This window comes from Streptomyces sp. NPDC031670, from assembly GCF_055580545.1.
In genome coordinates this window covers 13,029-32,964 of sequence record NZ_JBVILC010000005.1, presented here as the reverse complement: position 1 = coordinate 32,964, position 19,936 = coordinate 13,029, and the positions used below count along the sequence as shown (strand labels likewise).

The window sequence follows — 19,936 nt, the reverse complement described above, 5'->3', positions numbered from 1 at the left end:
ATTGCCTGCTCCCCCGTACGGGGGAACGAAGGCAGGGCCGATCGGTCACTGGGCACGCTAGGGACTCGGGCGCGCCGGTCCCGACAGCACGCGGCCCCGTGGCGCCCATCTCACTCGGATGGGGGCCACCGGGCCGGTGCGTTCAGACGAATCGCCGGGGCGGTCCGGGCACGACCGCTCCGGGGACGGCTACAGCTTCGTCCAGGCCTCGGTGAGGACCTGCCGCAGGACGCCCTCGATCTCGTCGAAGGTCCCCTGGTCGGAGATGAGCGGCGGGGCCAGCTGGACCACCGGGTCGCCCCGGTCGTCGGCGCGGCAGTACAGGCCGTTCTCGAAGAGCGCCTTGGAGAGGAAGCCGTACAGGACGCGCTCGGTCTCCTCGTCGTTGAAGGACTCCTTGGTGTGCTTGTCCTTCACCAGCTCGATGCCGTAGAAGAAGCCGTTGCCGCGGACGTCGCCGACTATCGGCAGGTCGTGGAGCTTCTTGAGGGTGTCGAAGAAGGCGCCCTCGTTGTCCAGCACGTGCTGGTTGAGGCCCTCGCGCTCGAAGATGTCGAGGTTGGCCAGGCCCACGGCCGCGGAGACCGGGTGGCCGCCGAAGGTGTAGCCGTGCAGGAAGGTGTTGTCGCCCTTGTAGAAGGGCTCCGCGAGCTTGTCGGAGATGATGCAGGCGCCGATCGGGGAGTAGCCCGAGGTCATGCCCTTGGCGCAGGTGATCATGTCCGGTACGTAGTCGAACTTGTCGCAGGCGAACATCGTGCCCAGGCGGCCGAAGGCGCAGATGACCTCGTCGGAGACGAGCAGCACGTCGTACTTGTCGCAGATCTCGCGGACCCGCTGGAAGTAGCCGGGCGGCGGCGGGAAGCAGCCGCCCGCGTTCTGCACGGGCTCCAGGAAGACCGCGGCGACCGTGTCGGGGCCCTCGAAGAGGATCTCCTGCTCGATCTGGTCGGCGGCCCAGCGGCCGAAGGCCTCCGGGTCGTCCTGATGTATCGAGGCGCGGTAGATGTTGGTGTTCGGCACCTTGTGCGCGCCGGGGACCAGCGGCTCGAAGGGAGCCTTCAGCGCGGGCAGACCGGTGATGGACAGCGCGCCCTGCGGGGTGCCGTGGTAGGCGACCGCACGCGAGATGACCTTGTACTTCGTGTGGTTGCCGGTGAGCTTGTGGTACTGCTTGGCCAGCTTCCACGCGGTCTCGACGGCCTCGCCGCCGCCGGTGGTGAAGAAGACCTTGTTGAGGTCGCCCGGGGCGTAGTTCGCCAGGCGCTCGGCGAGCTCGACGGCCTTGGGGTGGGCGTAGGACCACACCGGGAAGAAGGCCAGCTCCTGCGCCTGCTTGTAGGCGGTCTCGGCGAGCTCGTGGCGGCCGTGGCCGGCGTTGACGACGAACAGGCCGGAGAGACCGTCGAGGTACTTCTTGCCCTTGTCGTCGAAGATGTAGGTGCCCTCGCCCCGCACGATGGTGGGAACGGGCGCGTTCTCGTACGACGACATGCGGGTGAAGTGCATCCACAGGTGGTCGTAGGCGGTCTGGCTCAGGTCCTTGCTCACGGCTATCGGGTTCCCCACATATAGGTCTGCTTCTTCAACTTGAGGTAGACGAAGCTCTCGGTGGAGCGCACGCCGGGGAGGGCGCGGATCCGCTTGTTGATGACGTCCAGCAGGTGGTCGTCGTCCTCGCAGACGACCTCCACCATGAGGTCGAAGGAGCCCGCGGTCATCACCACGTACTCGCACTCGGCCATGGCCGTCAGGGCCTCCGCGACGGGGTCGAGGTCGCCCTCGACGTTGATGCCGACCATCGCCTGGCGCCGGAACCCCACGGTGAGGGGGTCGGTGACGGCGACGATCTGCATCACGCCCTGGTCCAGGAGTTTCTGCACGCGCTGGCGCACGGCCGCCTCGGACAGGCCCACGGCCTTGCCGATCGCGGCGTACGGGCGGCGCCCGTCCTCCTGGAGCTGCTCGATGATCGCCAGGGACACGGCATCGATCGACGGGGACGATCCGTTTCCCGTCCTGGGGTCTGCGCTTCGACTGGCCACGAAGCCACTGTGCACGCGACTCGTCTGTCCCGCAACCCCAAAGCGATGAAATTCGTTGTTCCGTGACCGTGGAAGCACTGAATCCGAAGTTGCCGGGCGGCGGGTCTGTCGAAAGCGACACTTCACCGACTAAGGTGGGTTGTCTCACCCATCGGACATCGGACCGGGAGGCAGGACCTACGTGACCACCACCGAACTGCGTCGTCTGCGCAACTACATCGACGGAGAGTTCCGGGACGCCGCCGACGGGCGGACCATCGAGGTGGTCAACCCGGCCACGGGCGAGGCGTACGCCACCTCGCCGCTCTCCGGCCAGGCGGACGTCGACGCCGCCATGGCCGCCGCCGCCGCGGCCTTCCCGGCCTGGCGCGACACCACCCCGGCCGAGCGCCAGAAGGTCCTGCTGAAGATCGCGGACGCCTTCGAGGAGCGCGCCGATGAGCTCGTCGCGGCCGAGTCGGAGAACACCGGCAAGCCGCTCGCGCTCACCGCCAGCGAGGAGGTCCCGCCGATGGTGGACCAGATCCGCTTCTTCGCGGGCGCCGCGCGGCTGCTGGAGGGCCGCTCGGCCGGCGAGTACATGGAGGGCATGACCTCGATCGTCCGGCGCGAGCCGGTGGGCGTCTGCGCCCAGGTAGCGCCGTGGAACTACCCGATGATGATGGCCGTGTGGAAGTTCGCCCCGGCGCTCGCCGCGGGCAACACGGTCGTCCTCAAGCCCTCGGACACCACCCCCGCCTCCACCGTCCTGATCGCCGAGATCATCGGTGCGATCGTCCCCAAGGGCGTCTTCAACGTCATCTGCGGCGACCGCGACACCGGCCGCGCGATGGTCGAGCACCCCACCCCGGCGATGGCCTCCATCACCGGTTCGGTACGGGCCGGCATGCAGGTCGCGGAGTCGGCGGCCAAGGACGTCAAGCGCGTCCACCTGGAGCTCGGCGGCAAGGCCCCGGTCGTCGTCTTCGAGGACGCCGACATCGCCAAGGCCGTCGAGGACATCGCGGTCGCGGGCTACTTCAACGCCGGCCAGGACTGCACCGCCGCCACCCGCGTCCTGGTCCACGAGTCCATCCACGACGAGTTCGTGACCGCCCTCGCCAAGGCCGCCGCCGACACGAAGACCGGTCAGCCGGACGACGAGGACGTGCTGTACGGCCCGCTCAACAACGCCAACCAGCTGAAGCAGGTCACCGGCTTCATCGACCGCCTCCCGGCGCACGCCAAGGTGGAGGCGGGCGGCCACCGCGTGGGCGACAAGGGCTACTTCTACGCCCCGACCGTCGTCTCCGGCCTTCAGCAGGACGACGAGATCATCCAGAACGAGGTCTTCGGCCCGGTCATCACCGTCCAGTCCTTCACGGACGAGAAGCAGGCCCTGGAGTACGCCAACGGCGTCGAGTACGCCCTGGCTTCCTCGGTCTGGACGAAGGACCACGGCCGCGCGATGCGCATGTCGAAGTACCTCGACTTCGGCTGCGTCTGGATCAACACGCACATCCCGCTGGTCGCGGAGATGCCGCACGGCGGCTTCAAGAAGTCCGGCTACGGCAAGGACCTCTCGGCCTACGGCTTCGAGGACTACACCCGTATCAAGCACGTGATGACGTCGTACGAGGGCTGATCTCCCCCCGTGGACAAGCCACTTGTGGTGCGGCGCCGGACCGGGCGCCGCACCACAGGTGCGTAGGGGGCCGTTTACCGGTCGACAGGTTGTCGGCCCCGCCCCGCACGGCTGTACGCACCGTCCATTGCCCCGTGCGCCGGCGCCCCGGCATCCTTCCGGGGTGCGAGCGACCCCCTTGAACTCCCTGTCCCGCCGCCGGCTGCTGCGCGCGCTCGGCGGCGGCGCCGCGGCGACCGCGCTCGCGGGCTGCGGAGTGCCCGCGGCGTACGTCGCCCCCGGTGAGCGCGGAGCGCCGGACCGCTCGGCCGCCGAACACCGGCTCACCTTCGCCAACTGGCCGCTGTACATCGACACCGACGAGCACGACAAGGCGAGGCGGCCCACCCTCGACGCCTTCACCCGGCGCACCGGGATCTCCGTCGCGTACACCGAGGAGATCAACGACAACGACGAGTTCTTCGGGAAGATCAGCCCGGCCCTGATGAACCATCAGACGACCGGCCGGGACATCGTCGTCGTCAGCGACTGGATGGCCGCGCGCTTCGTCCGGCTCGGCTGGGTGCAGCAGATGGACCGCTCCCGCCAGCCGAACGTCGCCCGGTACCTGGACCCGCAGCTGACCGCGCCCGGCTTCGACAAGGGGCGGCTGCACAGCGTGCCCTGGCAGTCCGGGATCACCGGCATCGCGTACAACAGGAAGAAGCTCGGCCGCGAGATCAAGCACACCGGCGACCTGTGGGACCCGCGCCTGGCGGGCCGGGTGACGTTGCTGTCCGGGCTCGACGAGTCGTTCGCGCTGCTGATGCAGGGCGACGGCGTCGATGTGACGCGGTGGACGGCGGACGACTTCCACCGGATGTGCGACCGGGTCGAGAAGCAGGTGCACAACAAGCAGATACGCCGCTTCACCGGCAACGACTACATCAAGGACCTCTCCACCGGCGATGTGCTGGCCTGCCAGGCGTACTCGGGCGACGTGATCCAGCTCCAGGCGGACAACCCCGACATCGAGTTCGTGGTGCCCGAGGAGGGTGCCGAGCTGTGGGCCGAGTCGATGATGATCCCCAACCTGGCCCGCCACAAGGCCAACGCCGAAGCGCTGATCGACCACTACTACGACCCCGAGGTGGCCGCGGAGCTCGCGGTCTGGGTCAACTACGTCTGCCCGGTCCCGGCCGCCCGCGAGGTACTGGCGGCCTCCAAGGACAAGGAGCGCGCCGAACTCGCCGAGGACCCGCTGGTCTTCCCGGACGCCCGCATGCGCGCACGGCTGGCGATCGCCCGGGACATCGCATCGGAGGAGCGGGTGGAGTTCGCGAAGCGGTGGAACGCGATCGTGGGGCTGTAGACGGCCCTCTCCCGGCGGGCCGGGGCAGGTTTGAACGCGTTCAAACCGAGGCGTAGGCTGCGATCATGAGCGAGCCAAGAGCTGTCCTCGTGCGGCGCATACGCCTGTGGCTGGCGGTCTTCATCGTCGGCCTCGTACTGAGCGGACTCACCGCGTTCCCGCTGGTGCACGAATTGCGCTGGACGCAGGACCTGCTGCGGTCCACACCGCTCGGGGACTGGTTCCCGGGCCTCGCGGGCTGGATCGACCGGGTGCGCGAAGGGCTCGACGCGACCGACGCGAACTACCCCTTCGTCCTCTACGGAACGGACTGGCTGGCCTTCGCCCACCTCGTCATCGCCGTCGCCTTCTACGGGCCCTACCGCGATCCGGTGCGCAACATCTGGGTGATCGAGTTCGGGATGATCGCCTGCGCCGGGATCATCCCGCTGGCACTGATCTGCGGACCCGTGCGCGGGATCCCCTTCTGGTGGTCGGTGATCGACATGTCGTTCGGGGTGTTCGGGGTGATCCCGCTCTACGTCGTACGCCGCCGGATCAAGGAGCTGGAGGCGCTCATGGCACCGGCCGTCCCGGGGGCGCCGGCACCGGCGTGACCCGCGCCCCCGCGCCCGTGCCGCCGTGCCGTCAGCCGTCCTCGGCCAGGACCGCGCGCAGCGCGTCCAGCCGGTTGGTGGTGATCGTGTCCACGCCCTGCCCGATCAGCCGCCGCATCGTCCGCCGGGTGTCCGCCGTCCACACCGACACCAGCATCCCGTCCCGGTGGATCCGCGCCGCCAGCTCCGCACTCATCAGCCCGAAGCGGTAGTTGAGCGACCGCGGTCCGACCGCGCCGATCAGCTCGGGGCGCGGCGGGGCCAGTGTCGTCCAGGTGAGGGAGATCTCGGCGGACGGGTCGGCGGCGCGGACCTTCAGCATGGTGGCCGCGCCCGCGCAGTAGGCGACGCGGTCGGCCGCGCCGCACTCCCGCACCGTCGCGACCACCGCGCGCACCGCCGCCTCGGTCGCACCCGGCAGATCGATCATCAGCCGGTGCGCGCCCGCCGCCGCCAGCGCGGCGCGCAGCGTGGGCACACCGGAGTGGGTCAGCTCGCGCACGTCCTCGTACACCAGGGAGGACAGCGGACGGTCATGGCCCCACAGCCGCTCCAGGGTGGCGTCGTGGAGCAGTACGGGGACGCCGTCGCGGGTGAGCCGTACATCGATCTCGACCACGTCCGCGCCCCGTTCCAGCGCCGAGTGGATCGACGGGAGCGTGTTCTCGCGGACGCGGTAGGGGTCGCCGCGGTGGGCCACGGCAGTCACGGTGCGCATGGGCCCATTGTGGTCGGGCGCTACCGCGCGAGCCACCGAGTGGTGTAGTCGTCGATCTCGGCCGTGAGCCGCGCCTTGCCCGCCTCGTCCAGGAAGGACGCCTCGACGGCGTTCCTGGCCAGGCCGGCCACGCCGCGCTCGTCCAGCTCCAGCAGACGGGCGGCGACCGCGTACTCGTTGTTGAGGTCGCTGCCGAACATCGGCGGGTCGTCGCTGTTGACCGTGACCAGCACGCCCGCCTGGACCATCTCCCTTATCGGGTGCCGCTCGATGTCCGTGACGACCCGGGTCGCCAGGTTGGAGGTCGGGCAGACCTCCAGGGCGATCCGGTGGTCGGCGAGGTGCTGGAGGAGGTCGCGGTCCTGGGTGGCGCTGGTGCCGTGGCCGATGCGCTCGGCGCGCAGGTCGCGCAGGGCGTCCCAGATGGACTGGGGGCCGGTGGACTCGCCCGAGTGCGGTACCGAGTGCAGCCCGGCGGCGATGGCCCGGTCGAAGTAGGGCTTGAACTGCGGGCGCGGTACGCCGATCTCGGGGCCGCCGAGGCCGAAGGAGACCAGGCCCTCGGGACGGATGGAGTCGGCGGTGGCGAGCCGGGCCGTCTCGGCCGCCGCCTCCAGACCGGCCTCGCCCGGGATGTCGAAGCACCAGCGCAGGACCGTGCCGAGCTCCTTCTCGGCCGCCTTGCGGGCGTCCTCGATCGCGTCCATGAAGGCGCGCTCGTCGATGCCGCGGCGGGTGGAGGAGAAGGGGGTGATGGTCAGCTCTGCGTACCGGATGTTCTGCCGGGCCATGTCGCGGGCGACCTCGTACGTGAGAAGCCGCACATCCTCGGGGGTGCGGATCAGGTCGACGACCGAGAGGTAGACCTCGATGAAGTGCGCGAAGTCGGTGAACGTGAAGTAGTCCGCGAGCGCCTCGGGGTCGGTGGGGACCTTGGAGTCCGGGTGGTGGGCGGCGAGTTCGGCGACGATACGGGGGGAGGCCGAGCCGACGTGGTGCACATGGAGCTCCGCCTTGGGCAGCCCCGCGATGAACGGGTGCAGATCGGTCATGGTTCTTCCTCCGCGGCTGTCGGCTTCGCTCGTCGGGGATCATGTTAGGCCGGGGGTGTCGCCCGGATCCCAGGGGTCACGCGGATCCGGGGGGATCGCGGCGCGGGCGGGAGCGGGCGCGAGCCTTAGCATGTCGGAACCACGATGGGGGAGGCCCATGTCAGACAACCGCGATCAGCCGTCCCAGGGCGCGGAGCCCGTGGACCCGTGGGCGCCGCCGGAGCGGAAGGTTCCGCTGGAGAAGCCGGTGCACGACCAGCCGACGGTGACGTCCATGCCGGCGGCGGGGGAAGGGCCGGCGGTGGGGCCCGCCGCCGGGCCGGTGCCGCCGCCTCCCACGGCGCCGGGCGGGCCCGGCGGGCCGGGGGGCCCGGGGGTTCCGGGAGGCTACGGCTACCCGGCGTATCCCGGTTACCCCGGCTACCCGGGCTACGGCCACCCCGGCTGGACCGGCATGGGCGCGCCTCTCAACGGCTTCGGCACGACCGCGCTGGTGCTGGGCATCGTGTCGGTGGTGCTGTTCTGCCTCTGGGGCCTCGGGATCGTGCTCGGCATCCTGGCGCTGATCTTCGGGTTCCTGGGAAGGGGACGGGCGAAGCGGGGCGAGGCCACGAACGGGGGGCAGGCGCTGGCCGGGATCATTCTCGGGGCGGTGGGGGTCGTGGTGAGCGCGGTGTTCCTGGGGCTGATGATCTGGGCGGTGACGAAGGACGACGATTCGGGGGACTCGACGAGGTATGACGACCCGTTCGCGACGTCGCTGGTGGTGTCCCCCACCCCGCCCCTTCCCTGAACCCTCCGGGGGTGGGTGGCAGGCTGAACCCGGCCCCCCGGGGGCTCCGCCCCCGGACCCCGGGCGGGGGCTGCGCCCCCATGTACCCCTGGCCGGGAGCCAGCCCCCTGCGCCCCCCGAGCAGCGGGGCCCCGCACCCCGCCGAGGACCCACCGCCCCGCACCCCATCCCCCCCCAGGGGCGCGGGGAACTGCGCGACCAGCCACCCCCCACCCGCAGACGAACACCGGCCCCCCAAACCGCCCCCCAAACCGCCCCCAGCCCCCACCGGCCCGCAGCCAAAACACGGTCAGCGCCCCCTACCCCCCCAACACCCCCCGCACCTCCATCAACGCAAACCCCAGCAAGTTCTCCCCCCGCCACCGCCCCGGATCCGACGCCTCGGGGGCGTCCGCCGGGAGGCCGATTCCCCAGATGCGGTCCAGGGGGCTCGCCTCGACCAGGACGCGTTCGCCCGTGGAGAGCAGGTAGGACCGGAGCTCGGGGGACTGGCCGAACTTGTGGAGCGAGCCCTCCACCACGATCCCGTACCGCTCCCGCCGCCAGACCTCCTCATCGAAGCCCCGCACCAGCCGGCCCGCCTTCTTCGCCTCCGCCGGGGTCCGGGCCGTGAGCGCCGCCCGTTCCGCCTCCGCGTCGGCGAACAGGCGGGCCTTGGCGGCCATCATCCAGTGCTCCGCCGTCGCGTAGACGACCCCGTCCACCGTGAACGGCGACGGCCACCACTGGCTGAGACAGCTCGCTCCGAGCGTCCCGTCGCGGCGCGGCGTGTGACCCCAGAAGTGCAGGAACTTGACCCGTTCACCATCCTTGACCTGCGCGATCAAATTGTCGATCTTCTCCATACACGCGAGTCTGGCATCCGCCACTGACACTCCGTACGGGTATTTACGGCCTGACCCGACACATGGTCGACAGATTCCGTCGCGTAACCAAAAGGCAACAACGGAATCACTTGTTGGCGAGATGCCGCTCTGTCAGGATCGGCACTCAAATCGAGCTGGAGCTACGGAGACCGTGAGCGAGATGGGCAACAGCAACAGCAGTCGCTTCCCGGCGCAGGACCGTTTCGAAGGCGGCGCCCAGTACATCGGCGGGCGTCTCACCCCCGGCACCTCCGGGCGCAAGCAGGACGTCGTCGACCCCGCCACGGGACAGGTCGTCCACACGTACGAGCTGGCCGGGACCGGCGACGTGGACGCCGCCGTCGCGGCGGCCAAGGACGCGTTCCCGGCCTGGTCCGGCGCCACCCCCGCCGAGCGCTCCGACGCCCTGCACCGCTTCGCCGCCGTCCTCGCCGACCGCGCGGAGGAGTTCGCGCAGGCCGAGTCCCTGCAGTGCGGCAAGCCGATCAAGCTCAGCCGGGAGTTCGACGTCCCCGGCACGATCGACAACACCGCCTTCTTCGCCGGGGCCGCCCGCCACCTCCAGGGCCAGTCCGCCGGGGAGTACTCGGGTGACCACACCTCCTACGTACGCCGCGAGGCCCTCGGTGTCGTCGGCTCCATCGCCCCCTGGAACTATCCGCTCCAGATGGCCGCCTGGAAGATCCTCCCGGCGATCGCCGCCGGCAACACCATCGTCCTCAAGCCCGCCGAGATCACCCCCCTGACCTCGCTGCTCTTCGCCCAGGCCGCCACCGCTGCCGGGATTCCGGACGGCGTCGTCAATATCGTCTCCGGCGCCGGGCGGGACGCCGGGGAGCACCTCGTCGGGCACCCGGACGTCGTCATGACCTCCTTCACCGGGTCCACCGCCGTCGGCAGGCGCGTCGCCGAGATCGCCACCGCCACCGTCAAGCGCACCCATCTGGAGCTCGGCGGCAAGGCGCCCTTCGTCGTCTTCGACGACGCCGACCTGGAGGCCGCCGTGCACGGCGCGGTCGCCGCCGCCCTCATCAACTCCGGGCAGGACTGCACCGCCGCCACGCGCGCGTACGTACAGCGTCCCCTCCACGACGCGTTCGTCGCGGGTGTCGCCGACCTCATGGCGAGCGTCCGCGTCGGCGACCCGTTCGACCCTGCCACCGACCTCGGGCCGCTGATCAGCCACGTCCACCGCGACCGGGTCGCCGGCTTCGTCGAGCGCGCCCGCTCCTACGCCCGGATCGTCACCGGCGGCGTGGTCCCGAAGAGCGAGGGTGCCTTCTATCCGCCCACCCTCGTCGCGGACGCCCCGCAGGACAGCGAGGTCGTCCAGGCCGAGATCTTCGGGCCGGTGCTGGCCGTGCTGCCCTTCGACTCCGACGACGAGGGCATCCGGCTCGCCAACGACACCCCGTACGGCCTCGCCGCCTCCGCCTGGAGCCGGGACGTCTACCGGGCGAACCGCGCCACCCGCGAGATCAAGGCCGGCTGCGTCTGGGTCAACGACCACATTCCGATCATCAGCGAGATGCCGCACGGCGGCTATAAGGCAAGCGGCTACGGAAAGGACATGTCGGCCTACTCGTTCGAGGAGTACACGCAGGTCAAGCATGTGATGTACGACAACACGGCGGTCGCCGCGAAGGACTGGCACCGCACGATCTTCGGGGACCGATAAAGCATCCGATCAGCGGCGCCGCCGCGTGGCGGCCGTCCGACCAGCGGCCACCACCTCCACCCGAAAGGGCACACAGCGCATGGAGAGTTACGAGCCGGACCGCCTGTCCGGGGCCCAACTGGCCGCCGTGCGGCGCAGTCTGACCAGCGGCCGGGGCGCCCTGACCCGCCGCTCGCTGATACGGGCCACGGGCGTCGGCGCGCTCGCCGTCGGCGGCCTGGCCGGGCTCGCCGGCTGCGGCATCCCGGCCGCCAGGAAGGACAGCGGCCAGGCCCCGGCCTCGGACGACCACTCGGCCACGGAGAAGGTGATCAACTTCTCCAACTGGACCGAGTACATGGACGTCAGCGACGACAAGAAGCACCGGCCGACCCTGGACGGCTTCACCAGGCGGACCGGCATCCAGGTCAAGTACACCGAGGACATCAACGACAACGTCGAGTTCTTCGGGAAGATCAAGCCGCAGCTCGCGGCCGGGCAGGACATCGGCCGCGACCTCATCGTCGTCACCGACTGGCTGGCCGGGCGGCTCATCCGGTTCGGGTGGGCGCAGAAGCTCGACGCCTCGAAGCTGCCGCACGCCTTCGCCAACCTCTCCGCGCCCTTCCGTACCCCCGACTGGGACCCGGGCCGGGCCTACTCGTACCCGTGGACCGGCATCCCGACGGTCATCGCGTACAACGCCAAGGCGACCGGCGGGCGGACCGTCGACTCGGTCACCCAGCTGCTCGACGACCCCACCCTCAAGGGCCGGGTGGGCTTCCTCACCGAGATGCGCGACACCGTCGGGATGACCCTGCTCGACATGGGCAAGGACCCGGCGAACTTCACCGACGCCGACTACGACGCGGCGATCGGGCGGCTCCAGAAGGGCGTCGACAAGAAGCAGATCCGCCGCTTCACCGGCAACGACTACACCGGCGACCTCGACAAGGGCGACCTCGCCGCGTGTGTCGCCTGGGGCGGCGACGTCACCCAGCTGCGGACCGACAACCCGGACATCAAGTACGCGATCCCGGCGGCCGGCTACATGCTCTCCAGCGACAACCTGCTGGTTCCCGCCAAGGCCCGGCACCGGGCCAACGCCGAGCGGCTGATCGACTACTACTACGAGCCGGCGGTCGCGGCCAGGCTCGCCGCGTACATCAACTACGTGTGCCCGGTCGACGGCGTACGCGACGAGCTGACCAAAATCGACCCGGAGCTGGCCCAGAACACGCTGATCCTCCCCGACAGGACGATGGCCGCCAAGGCGCACTCCTTCCGCTCGCTCAGCAGCGAGGAGGAGACCAGGTACGAGCAGAAGTTCGCCAAGCTCATCGGCGCCTAGGGCGGCGGGCCCTTCCCGGCCCTCCCCTCCGTTCCCCTCCCCTCGTCCCTCTCCACCCCTGGGATCGCAACCCATGACTGACGAAAAGAACGACGGCGGCGATGTCCGCCTCACCGGGATCAGCAAGACGTACGGCTCCTTCACCGCCGTCCATCCGCTCGAACTGACCGTTCCGCAGGGCTCCTTCTTCGCCCTGCTCGGTGCCTCCGGGTGCGGCAAGACCACCACCCTGCGCATGATCGCCGGACTGGAGGAGCCCACCACCGGGACCGTCTTCCTCGGCGACAAGGACGTCACCGGTCTGCCGCCGTACAAGCGGCCGGTGAACACCGTCTTCCAGTCGTACGCGCTCTTCCCGCACCTCAACGTCTTCGAGAACGTGTCCTTCGGGCTGCGCCGCCGGGGCATCAAGTCGGTGAAGAAGCAGGTCGACGACATGCTGGAGCTCGTCCAGCTCGGGGACTTCGCGGGGCGCAAGCCGCACCAGCTCTCCGGCGGCCAGCAGCAGCGCGTGGCGGTCGCCCGCGCGCTCATCAACCATCCGCAGGTCCTGCTCCTCGACGAGCCGCTCGGCGCCCTCGACCTGAAGCTGCGCCGCCAGATGCAGCTGGAGCTCAAGCGCATCCAGACCGAGGTCGGCATCACCTTCGTCCATGTCACCCACGACCAGGAGGAGGCCATGACCATGGCCGACACGGTCGCGGTGATGAACGGCGGCCGGGTCGAGCAGCTCGGCGCCCCCGCCGACCTCTACGAGAACCCGAAGACCACCTTCGTGGCGAACTTCCTCGGCACCTCCAACCTCATCGAGGCCGAGGTCGTCGAGGTGAGCGGCGAGGACCTCGTCGTGACGGCGGGCGGCGCCAAGCTGCGGCTGCCCGGCGGCCGATGTCAGGCCCCCACCGTCGGCGGCGGCAAGATCCTCGTGGGCGTGCGCCCGGAGAAGATCTCCCTCGCCCACCGCGAGGACGAGGGCTCGATAGCGGCGGGCCGTAACCGGATCCCCGGCCGCATCGTCGACTCCTCCTTCATCGGCGTCTCCACCCAGTACGTCATCGACTCCCCGGCGGGCCGGGGTCTCGCGGTGTACGAGCAGAACGTCGAGAGGCGCGCGGGACTCCTTCCCGGCGCCGAGGTCGTCCTGCACTGGAACCCGGCGCACACCTTCGGCCTCGACGCGGCCCAGGCGATCGACGCGGGCGTGGAGAAGGTCGAGGACGCCGCGTGAGCGCCCTGACCGAGGCGCCCCCGGCCGCCGACCTCCCCGTACGCAAGGTGTCGGTGCGCAGGCGTCTGGTGCCCTACTGGCTGCTGGTGCCCGGCCTGCTGTGGCTGGTCGTCTTCTTCGCGCTGCCGATGGTCTACCAGGCCTCCACCTCGGTGCAGACCGGCTCCCTGGAGAAGGGCTTCCAGGTCACCTGGCACTTCCAGACCTACTGGGACGCCTTCAAGGAGTACTACCCGCAGTTCGTGCGCTCGCTGCTGTACGCGGGTACGGCGACCGTGCTGTGTCTGCTGCTCGGGTATCCGCTGGCGTATCTGATCGCCTTCAAGGCGGGCCGCTGGCGCAATGTGATCCTGGTGCTGGTCATCGCCCCGTTCTTCACCAGCTTCCTGATCCGCACCCTCGCCTGGAAGACGATCCTCGCGGACGGCGGACCGGTGGTGCACGCGCTCAACTCGCTGCACGTGCTCGACGTGACGAACTGGCTGGGCTTCACCGAGGGCGACCGGGTGCTGGCCACGCCGATGGCGGTGGTCTGCGGCCTCACGTACAACTTCCTGCCGTTCATGATCCTGCCGCTTTACACGTCCCTGGAGCGGATCGACTCCCGGCTGCACGAGGCCGCCGGCGATCTGTACGCGACCCCCGCGACCACCTTCCGCAAGGTGACCTTCCCGCTCTCCATGCCGGGTGTCGTCTCGGGCACGCTGCTCACCTTCATCCCGGCGAGCGGTGACTACGTCAACGCCGAACTGCTGGGCTCCACCGACCAGAAGATGGTCGGCAACGTCATCCAGTCGCAGTTCCTGCGGGTCCTGGACTATCCGACGGCCGCCGCCCTCTCCTTCATCCTGATGGCGATCGTGCTGGTCATGGTCTCCGTCTACATCCGCCGAGCCGGGACGGAGGACCTGGTCTGATGCGCTGGCTCCGACGCAATGTGATCGTCATCGCGGGGCTCGCCACCCTCGCGTACCTGATCCTGCCGAACGTCGTCGTGATGGTGTTCTCGTTCAACAAGCCGAACGGGCGCTTCAACTACTCCTGGCAGCGGTTCTCCACCGACGCCTGGCAGGACCCGTGCGGGGTCGCCGACATGTGCGGCTCGCTCTCGCTCTCGCTCCAGATCGCCACCTGGGCCACCGTCGGCGCGACCGTGCTCGGCACGATGATCGCCTTCGCGCTGGTGCGCTATCGGTTCCGGGCGCGCGGCGCGATCAACTCGCTGATCTTCCTGCCGATGGCGATGCCCGAGGTCGTCATGGCCGCGTCCCTGCTCACGCTCTTCCTCAACCTGGGCGCGCAGCTCGGCTTCTGGACCATCCTCATCGCCCACATCATGTTCTGCCTGAGCTTCGTGGTCACGGCGGTCAAGGCGCGGGTGATGTCGATGGACCCGCGCCTGGAGGAGGCGGCGCGCGATCTGTACGCGGGGCCGTTCCAGACGTTCGTACGGGTCACCCTGCCGATCGCGGCCCCCGGAATCGTCGCGGGCGCGCTGCTCGCCTTCGCGCTCTCCTTCGACGACTTCATCATCACCAACTTCAACGCGGGCTCCACCGTGACGTTCCCCATGTTCGTCTGGGGATCTGCGCAGCGGGGCACGCCCGTTCAGATCAATGTCATCGGTACGGCGATGTTCGTCATCGCCGTCGTGGTGGTCGTCGCCGGCCAGCTCGTGGCCAACCGGCGCGGCAACCGTGCGAAAGCCTAGGCAGTAACCGACCGAACCCTTCGAGGGAGTTGGAAGTCATGGCCGTCACCCGAGCCATGCGCAGTGCGGCAGCCCTTTCCCTGACGGACGCCCAGCCCGTCCCCTTCTGGCTGGAGGACCCGGGCAGGCCCGGCGCCCACCCCGCCCTCGCGGGCGACGAGCGGTGCGATCTGCTCGTCGTCGGCGGCGGCTACAGCGGACTGTGGACCGCGCTCCTGGCCAAGGAGCGCGACCCGGACCGCGAGGTGGTGCTCATCGAGGGCAAGGAGACCGGCTGGGCGGCCTCGGGCCGCAACGGCGGCTTCTGCGCCGCCTCCCTCACCCACGGCCTGGGCAACGGCCTGGCCCGCTGGCCGGACGAGCTGCCCCGGCTGGAGAAGCTGGGCGCGGCCAACCTCGACGCCATCGAGGCGGCCGTCGCCCGGTACTCCCTGGACTGCGACTTCGAGCGCACCGGCGAGATCGACGTGGCCACCGAGCCGCACCAGCTCGACGAGCTGCACGAGATGTACGAGGCGGCCCTCGGGCTCGGCATCGAGGGGCTCGACCTGCTCGACCAGGACGCGATGCGCGCCGAGGTCCACTCGCCGACCTTCCTCGGCGGCCTCTGGGACCGGCGCGGGGTGGCGATGCTGCACCCCGCCAAGCTGGCCTGGGGCCTCAAGCGGGCCTGTCTGGATCTGGGCGTACGTATCTACGAGCACACCCCCGGTCTCGATCTGGTGGCGGCCGGACCGGGCATGGCGGTGCGCACCCCGTACGGGCGGATCCGGGCCCGCCGGGTCGCGCTCGGCACCAATGTGTTCCCGTCCCTGGTCAAGCGGGTGCGCGCGTACACCGTGCCGGTCTACGACTACGCGCTGATGACCGAGCCGCTCAGCGCGGAACAGCTGGCCTCGGTGGGGTGGCGGAACCGCCAGGGGCTCGGCGACTCGGCCAACCAGTTCCACTACTTCCGGATCACCGCCGACCAGCGCATCCTGTGGGGCGGCTACGACGCGATCTACAAGTACGGCGGGAAGGTGCGGGCGGAGTACGACGACCGGCCCGCCACCTACCTCAAGCTGGCCGAGCACTTCTTCCGCTGCTTCCCCCAGCTGGAGGGGCTGCGTTTCAGCCATGCCTGGGGCGGGGCGATCGACACCTGCTCGCGCTTCTCGGCGTTCTTCGGGACGGCGCACGGCGGGAAGGTGGCGTACGCCGCCGGGTACACCGGCCTCGGCGTGGGCGCGACCCGCTTCGGCGCGGAGGTGATGCTCGATCTGCTGGCGGGGGAGCGCACCGAGCGCACGGAGCTGGAGATGGTCCGCAAGAAGCCGCTCCCGTTCCCGCCGGAGCCGGTGGCCTGGGCGGGCATCGGCATCACCAAGTGGGCCCTGGCGCGCGCGGACGCCAACGGCGGTCGCAGAAACCTGTGGCTGAAGGCGATGGACCGGGCGGGGCTGGGTTTCGACAGCTGAGCACCGCCTACCCGGCCGGATCGTTTCGCTCCCCCGCGCGCGGGGGGCGCACAACCCGTGATCATGGAGCGCCCCGGTTCACTACCGCCAGGTAGTGAAACCCGCGTCATAGCCGGACCCCACCCCGCTCTCTCCCCGTGACCGCAACTTCGCGCTCACGGAAGGAAGAACGGGTGATGAATGGCTCCGGGCCCAGGACAGCGGTGGAATGGCTGGCGTCGGTGGCGCCGGATCCCGACGCCTGCCGGTGGGAGTGGGAGCGCAACCCCCTGGGGGTCGCGCTCCTCCCCGCCGGCAGGCGCTGGGACGTACTGATCCTGCCGGGCGAGCTGGGGCACGCCGCCCTGGAGGTCCTGCTCCGGCTCGTCGACCGGCCCGGGCCCGTCCTCGCCGACTCCGGCGACGCGCGCCTGGGGTTCTTCGTCCCGCCGGGCACCGCCGCCCGCTGGCTCGGCACGGGGGTGCGCGGGGCCGGGCAGGGGACGTGGATCGTGGTGCCCTACCCGGGCCGGGTCGGCGGCGGGGTGCGCTGGCTGGTGCCGCCCGACGGCTCGGGCACCCTCACCGATCCCGCCCTGCTGGAACTCGCGATGCACGAGGCGGCGGCGTACATCGCGCGGGACGGGCGGGACTGAACGGGTGCTCTCCAGAAGCGGCGGACTCCTGCCGGAGGCCTTGACAACCCCATTGGTCTGGACCACATTGTGGCGGGCTCGGCCTGATCCCCGCCATCCCCGGATCCGCTCCCACCCGCCCCGGATCCGGTCCCCCCATGCCCGGAGGACGTTGTGGACCGCACCGGACGCCTTGCCAGAACCGCCGGACCCGCCCGACTCCTCGCCGCCCTCACGGCGGCCGTCCTCGCCGCGGGTGCCCTGGTCGCCGCCGCGCCGGCCGCCCGCGCAGCCGACACCGAACTGGCCCGCAACGGCGGCTTCGAGGCCGCGCTCGACGGCTGGAGCTGTACGGCGGGCAGCGGCGCCGCGGTCACCTCGCCCGTGCACGGCGGGGCCAGGGCCCTCCAAGCCACCCCGGCCGGGAGCGACAACGCCCAGTGCTCCCAGACGGTCGCGGTCCAGCCCCGCTCCACGTACACCCTGAGCGCATGGGTGCAGGGCAGCTACGTATACCTGGGCGCCACCGGTACCGGCACCACCGACGTCAGCACCTGGACCCAGTCCGCCCCGTCCTGGCAGCAGTTGCGCACCACCTTCCAGACGGGCGCCGACACCACCTCGGTGACCATCCACACCCACGGCTGGTACGGAACCGGCCCCTACTACGCCGACGACATCAGCCTGCTGGGCCCCGGCGGCGGGCCCGTCCAGCTCCCGGCCGCCCCCACGGGGCTGACCGCGGGCTCCGCGACCTCCTCCAGCATCGCCCTGAGCTGGGCCGCCGTCCCCGGCGCCACCGGCTACACCGTCTACCGGGGCGGCGCCGAAGCCCTCAGGGCGGGCGGGACCTCGGCCACCGTCACGGGCCTGACCGCCTCCACCGCGTACACCTTCCAGGTCACCGCCACCAACGCGGCCGGCGAGTCGGCGAAGTCCGCCCCCGTCACCGCCTCCACCACCAGCGGCGGCGGCGACCCCGGCGGCGGTCTGCCCGCGCACGCGCTCGTGGGCTATCTGCACGCCAGTTTCGCCAACGGCTCCGGCTACACCCGGATGGCCGACGTCCCCGACTCCTGGGACGTGATCGACCTGGCCTTCGGCGAGCCGACCTCCATCACCTCCGGGGACATCCGCTTCACCCTCTGTCCGGCGAGCGAGTGCCCCGGCGTGGAGTCGGCGGCCGACTTCAAGGCGGCCGTCAGAGCCCGACAGGCCGCGGGCAAGAAGGTCCTGATCTCCATCGGCGGCCAGAACGGGCAGGTCCAGCTCACCACCACGGCCGCCCGCGACACCTTCGTCGCCTCCGTCTCGAAGATCATCGACGAGTACGGACTCGACGGTCTGGACATCGACTTCGAGGGCCACTCGCTCTCGCTCGCCACCGGCGACACCGACTTCCGCAACCCCACGACACCCGTCGTCGTGAACCTCATATCGGCGCTGAAGACCCTCAAGGGCAAGTACGGGCCGAAGTTCGTGCTGTCGATGGCCCCGGAGACGTTCTTCGTGCAGCTCGGCCACCAGTACTACGGCGCCGGTCCCTGGGGCGGGCAGGACCCGCGCTGCGGCGCCTATCTGCCGGTGATCCACGCCCTGCGCGACGACCTGACGCTGCTGCACGTCCAGGACTACAACTCGGGCCCCGTCATGGGCCTGGACGACCAGTACCACTCGATGGGCGGCGCGGACTTCCCCGTCGCCATGACCGACATGCTGCTCACCGGCTTCACGGTGGCGGCCGACAGTGGCCGGATGTTCCCGGCGCTCCGCCCCGACCAGGTCGCGATCGGACTGCCGGCGTCCACCAACGCGGGCAACGGCTACACCGCCCCCGCCGAGGTCACCAAGGCGCTGGACTGCCTGACAAAGAAGGCGAACTGCGGTACGTACCAGCCCCATGGCAGCTGGCCGGGGCTGCGCGGGCTGATGACCTGGTCGGTGAACTGGGACCGGTTCAACGGCGGGGAGTTCTCCCGGAACTTCGACGCGTACCCATGGAGCTGAGCAGCAGGAGCAGCCCGCACAGACAGCCGCTCGCCAGCACGTCCAGGGGCCAGTGGTAGCCGTGCAGTACCAAACCGGTGCCCGTCGCCGCGGTGAGCACACCCGCGCCGGCGGGCATCACCCATGCGCGGCGCGGGGCGGTGCACCGGGTGAGCAGCAGGGCCGCGCCGCCGTACGCCACCATCGCGGTGGCCGTGTGGCCGGACGGGTAGTAGCCGGTGTCGGAGGTGAGCGGGCCCGCCCGGTCGGTCCAGATCTTCAGCGGGACGACGAGGGCGGGGACCAGCGCCATCGTCACCGCCGCCACCAGCGCGTCCCGCCACGCACCGCGCCACACCGCGTATCCGAGGGCGAGGGCCAGCACCGGCAGGGCGACCGGCATGGAGCCCAGATCGGCCAGCACCTCGGCCAGGGACTGGGGGCCGCGGCCCGCGAGACGTCCGCCGACACGCTCGTCCAACCCGCGCAGCGGGCCGTCGGTGACGACCTGCCAGGTCAGCAACGAGAAGAGCACCGCGAGAGCGGCGCAGGCGGTAAGGAGGAAAGCCGGCCGCCCCGGAACAGGGGGGGGAGGTTCCGAGACGGCCGGTCTGACCGGTGTGCCGTACGCCCCGGGGGGTGTGGGGCGGACGGCCATCCGATCGGTGAGGAGTTCCGGAGCCAGAAGCACCGGCGGTGTGCGCCAGGGCACGACCAGAACGAGGCTGAGGATGCGCCGCCCTGGAGCCGCCCGCGGTTCCCCGCGGGCGAGGTGTTTCTCTCATCTGCGGAAACCGTACGGCAGTGGGAGGGGGACCGACAGCCGGATCCCCATCCCGCCATCGGCCCCCCACACGTTCTTCACAGGCCGCGGTCCCGTCCTG

The 19,936-nt window shown here is 70.5% G+C and carries 18 protein-coding genes; 12 read left to right on the top strand and 6 right to left on the bottom strand.

All coding sequences use genetic code 11. From position 1 onward, the window contains the following. Positions 1-189 precede the first annotated feature (189 nt). Positions 190-1,569, bottom strand: a complete 1,380-nt coding sequence (locus ACZ5ID_RS11680; RefSeq protein WP_468896277.1) for an aspartate aminotransferase family protein — start codon at positions 1,567-1,569, stop codon at positions 190-192. Continuing rightward, positions 1,554-2,045 carry an Lrp/AsnC family transcriptional regulator gene (locus ACZ5ID_RS11675; RefSeq protein WP_190091075.1) on the bottom strand — a complete coding sequence of 164 codons (492 nt, stop codon included), beginning with the start codon at positions 2,043-2,045 and terminating at the stop codon, positions 1,554-1,556. Before ACZ5ID_RS11675 ends, ACZ5ID_RS11680 begins: the two co-directional genes overlap by 16 nt. 181 nt (positions 2,046-2,226) lie before the next feature. Here ACZ5ID_RS11675 and ACZ5ID_RS11670 point away from each other — a divergent pair, with 181 nt between their 5' ends. From ACZ5ID_RS11670 to ACZ5ID_RS11660, 3 genes are all read left to right on the top strand, one after another. Beyond that, the gene (locus tag ACZ5ID_RS11670; protein WP_468896274.1) at positions 2,227-3,669 is read left to right on the top strand and encodes a gamma-aminobutyraldehyde dehydrogenase; all 1,443 of its coding nucleotides are present in this window, start codon (positions 2,227-2,229) and stop codon (positions 3,667-3,669) included. 187 nt (positions 3,670-3,856) lie between these two features. Then, a complete protein-coding gene (locus ACZ5ID_RS11665; RefSeq protein ID WP_468896918.1) occupies positions 3,857-5,020 on the top strand; it encodes a polyamine ABC transporter substrate-binding protein in 1,164 nt (387 codons plus the stop codon). A 65-nt stretch (positions 5,021-5,085) separates the two neighbouring features. Beyond that, on the top strand, positions 5,086-5,616 hold the full coding sequence (locus ACZ5ID_RS11660; RefSeq protein WP_468896271.1) for a hypothetical protein: 531 nt from the start codon (positions 5,086-5,088) through the stop codon (positions 5,614-5,616). Between the two features lie 31 nt (positions 5,617-5,647). On the opposite strand, the gene ACZ5ID_RS11655 is transcribed toward ACZ5ID_RS11660, so the two are convergent. Together ACZ5ID_RS11655 and ACZ5ID_RS11650 are read right to left on the bottom strand one after the other, a co-directional pair. Next, positions 5,648-6,334: a glycerophosphodiester phosphodiesterase gene (locus tag ACZ5ID_RS11655; protein WP_468896268.1), complete on the bottom strand. Its 687-nt coding sequence runs from the start codon at positions 6,332-6,334 to the stop codon at positions 5,648-5,650. A 20-nt stretch (positions 6,335-6,354) separates the two neighbouring features. Beyond that, positions 6,355-7,386 carry an adenosine deaminase gene (locus ACZ5ID_RS11650; protein ID WP_468896265.1) on the bottom strand — a complete coding sequence of 344 codons (1,032 nt, stop codon included), beginning with the start codon at positions 7,384-7,386 and terminating at the stop codon, positions 6,355-6,357. Positions 7,387-7,543: 157 nt separating this feature from the next. Between ACZ5ID_RS11650 and ACZ5ID_RS11645 the strand changes: the two genes are divergently transcribed. Next, complete coding sequence (locus ACZ5ID_RS11645) at positions 7,544-8,179, top strand: DUF4190 domain-containing protein (protein ID WP_468896262.1); 636 nt, start codon at positions 7,544-7,546, stop codon at positions 8,177-8,179. A 299-nt stretch (positions 8,180-8,478) separates the two neighbouring features. On the opposite strand, the gene ACZ5ID_RS11640 is transcribed toward ACZ5ID_RS11645, so the two are convergent. Beyond that, positions 8,479-9,024 (bottom strand): NADAR family protein, encoded by a 546-nt coding sequence (locus ACZ5ID_RS11640; RefSeq protein ID WP_468896259.1) that lies wholly within the window; start codon positions 9,022-9,024, stop codon positions 8,479-8,481. 181 nt (positions 9,025-9,205) lie between these two features. On the opposite strand from ACZ5ID_RS11640, the gene ACZ5ID_RS11635 reads away from it, so the two are divergent. From ACZ5ID_RS11635 to ACZ5ID_RS11600, 8 genes are all read left to right on the top strand, one after another. Further along, positions 9,206-10,723, top strand: coding sequence for a gamma-aminobutyraldehyde dehydrogenase (locus ACZ5ID_RS11635; protein ID WP_468896916.1), 1,518 nt, complete (start codon positions 9,206-9,208; stop codon positions 10,721-10,723). A 79-nt stretch (positions 10,724-10,802) separates the two neighbouring features. Further along, on the top strand, positions 10,803-12,053 hold the full coding sequence (locus ACZ5ID_RS11630) for a polyamine ABC transporter substrate-binding protein (RefSeq protein ID WP_468896256.1): 1,251 nt from the start codon (positions 10,803-10,805) through the stop codon (positions 12,051-12,053). A gap of 73 nt (positions 12,054-12,126) precedes the next feature. Continuing rightward, on the top strand, positions 12,127-13,281 hold the full coding sequence (locus ACZ5ID_RS11625; protein ID WP_468896253.1) for an ABC transporter ATP-binding protein: 1,155 nt from the start codon (positions 12,127-12,129) through the stop codon (positions 13,279-13,281). Further along, on the top strand, positions 13,278-14,198 hold the full coding sequence (locus ACZ5ID_RS11620) for an ABC transporter permease (protein ID WP_468896250.1): 921 nt from the start codon (positions 13,278-13,280) through the stop codon (positions 14,196-14,198). The genes ACZ5ID_RS11625 and ACZ5ID_RS11620 overlap by 4 nt, the downstream gene beginning before the upstream one ends. Continuing rightward, a complete protein-coding gene (locus tag ACZ5ID_RS11615) occupies positions 14,198-14,992 on the top strand; it encodes an ABC transporter permease (RefSeq protein WP_468896247.1) in 795 nt (264 codons plus the stop codon). The genes ACZ5ID_RS11620 and ACZ5ID_RS11615 overlap by 1 nt, the downstream gene beginning before the upstream one ends. Before the next feature lie 38 nt (positions 14,993-15,030). After that, positions 15,031-16,452, top strand: a complete 1,422-nt coding sequence (locus tag ACZ5ID_RS11610; RefSeq protein WP_468896244.1) for an NAD(P)/FAD-dependent oxidoreductase — start codon at positions 15,031-15,033, stop codon at positions 16,450-16,452. A 176-nt stretch (positions 16,453-16,628) separates the two neighbouring features. Continuing rightward, positions 16,629-17,087 carry a hypothetical protein gene (locus tag ACZ5ID_RS11605; RefSeq protein ID WP_468896241.1) on the top strand — a complete coding sequence of 153 codons (459 nt, stop codon included), beginning with the start codon at positions 16,629-16,631 and terminating at the stop codon, positions 17,085-17,087. 153 nt (positions 17,088-17,240) lie between these two features. Next, a complete protein-coding gene (locus tag ACZ5ID_RS11600) occupies positions 17,241-19,073 on the top strand; it encodes a chitinase (RefSeq protein ID WP_468896238.1) in 1,833 nt (610 codons plus the stop codon). Here ACZ5ID_RS11600 and ACZ5ID_RS11595 read toward each other — a convergent pair. Further along, positions 19,024-19,587, bottom strand: coding sequence for a phosphatase PAP2 family protein (locus tag ACZ5ID_RS11595; RefSeq protein WP_468896235.1), 564 nt, complete (start codon positions 19,585-19,587; stop codon positions 19,024-19,026). The genes ACZ5ID_RS11600 and ACZ5ID_RS11595 overlap by 50 nt on opposite strands. Positions 19,588-19,936 lie beyond the last annotated feature (349 nt).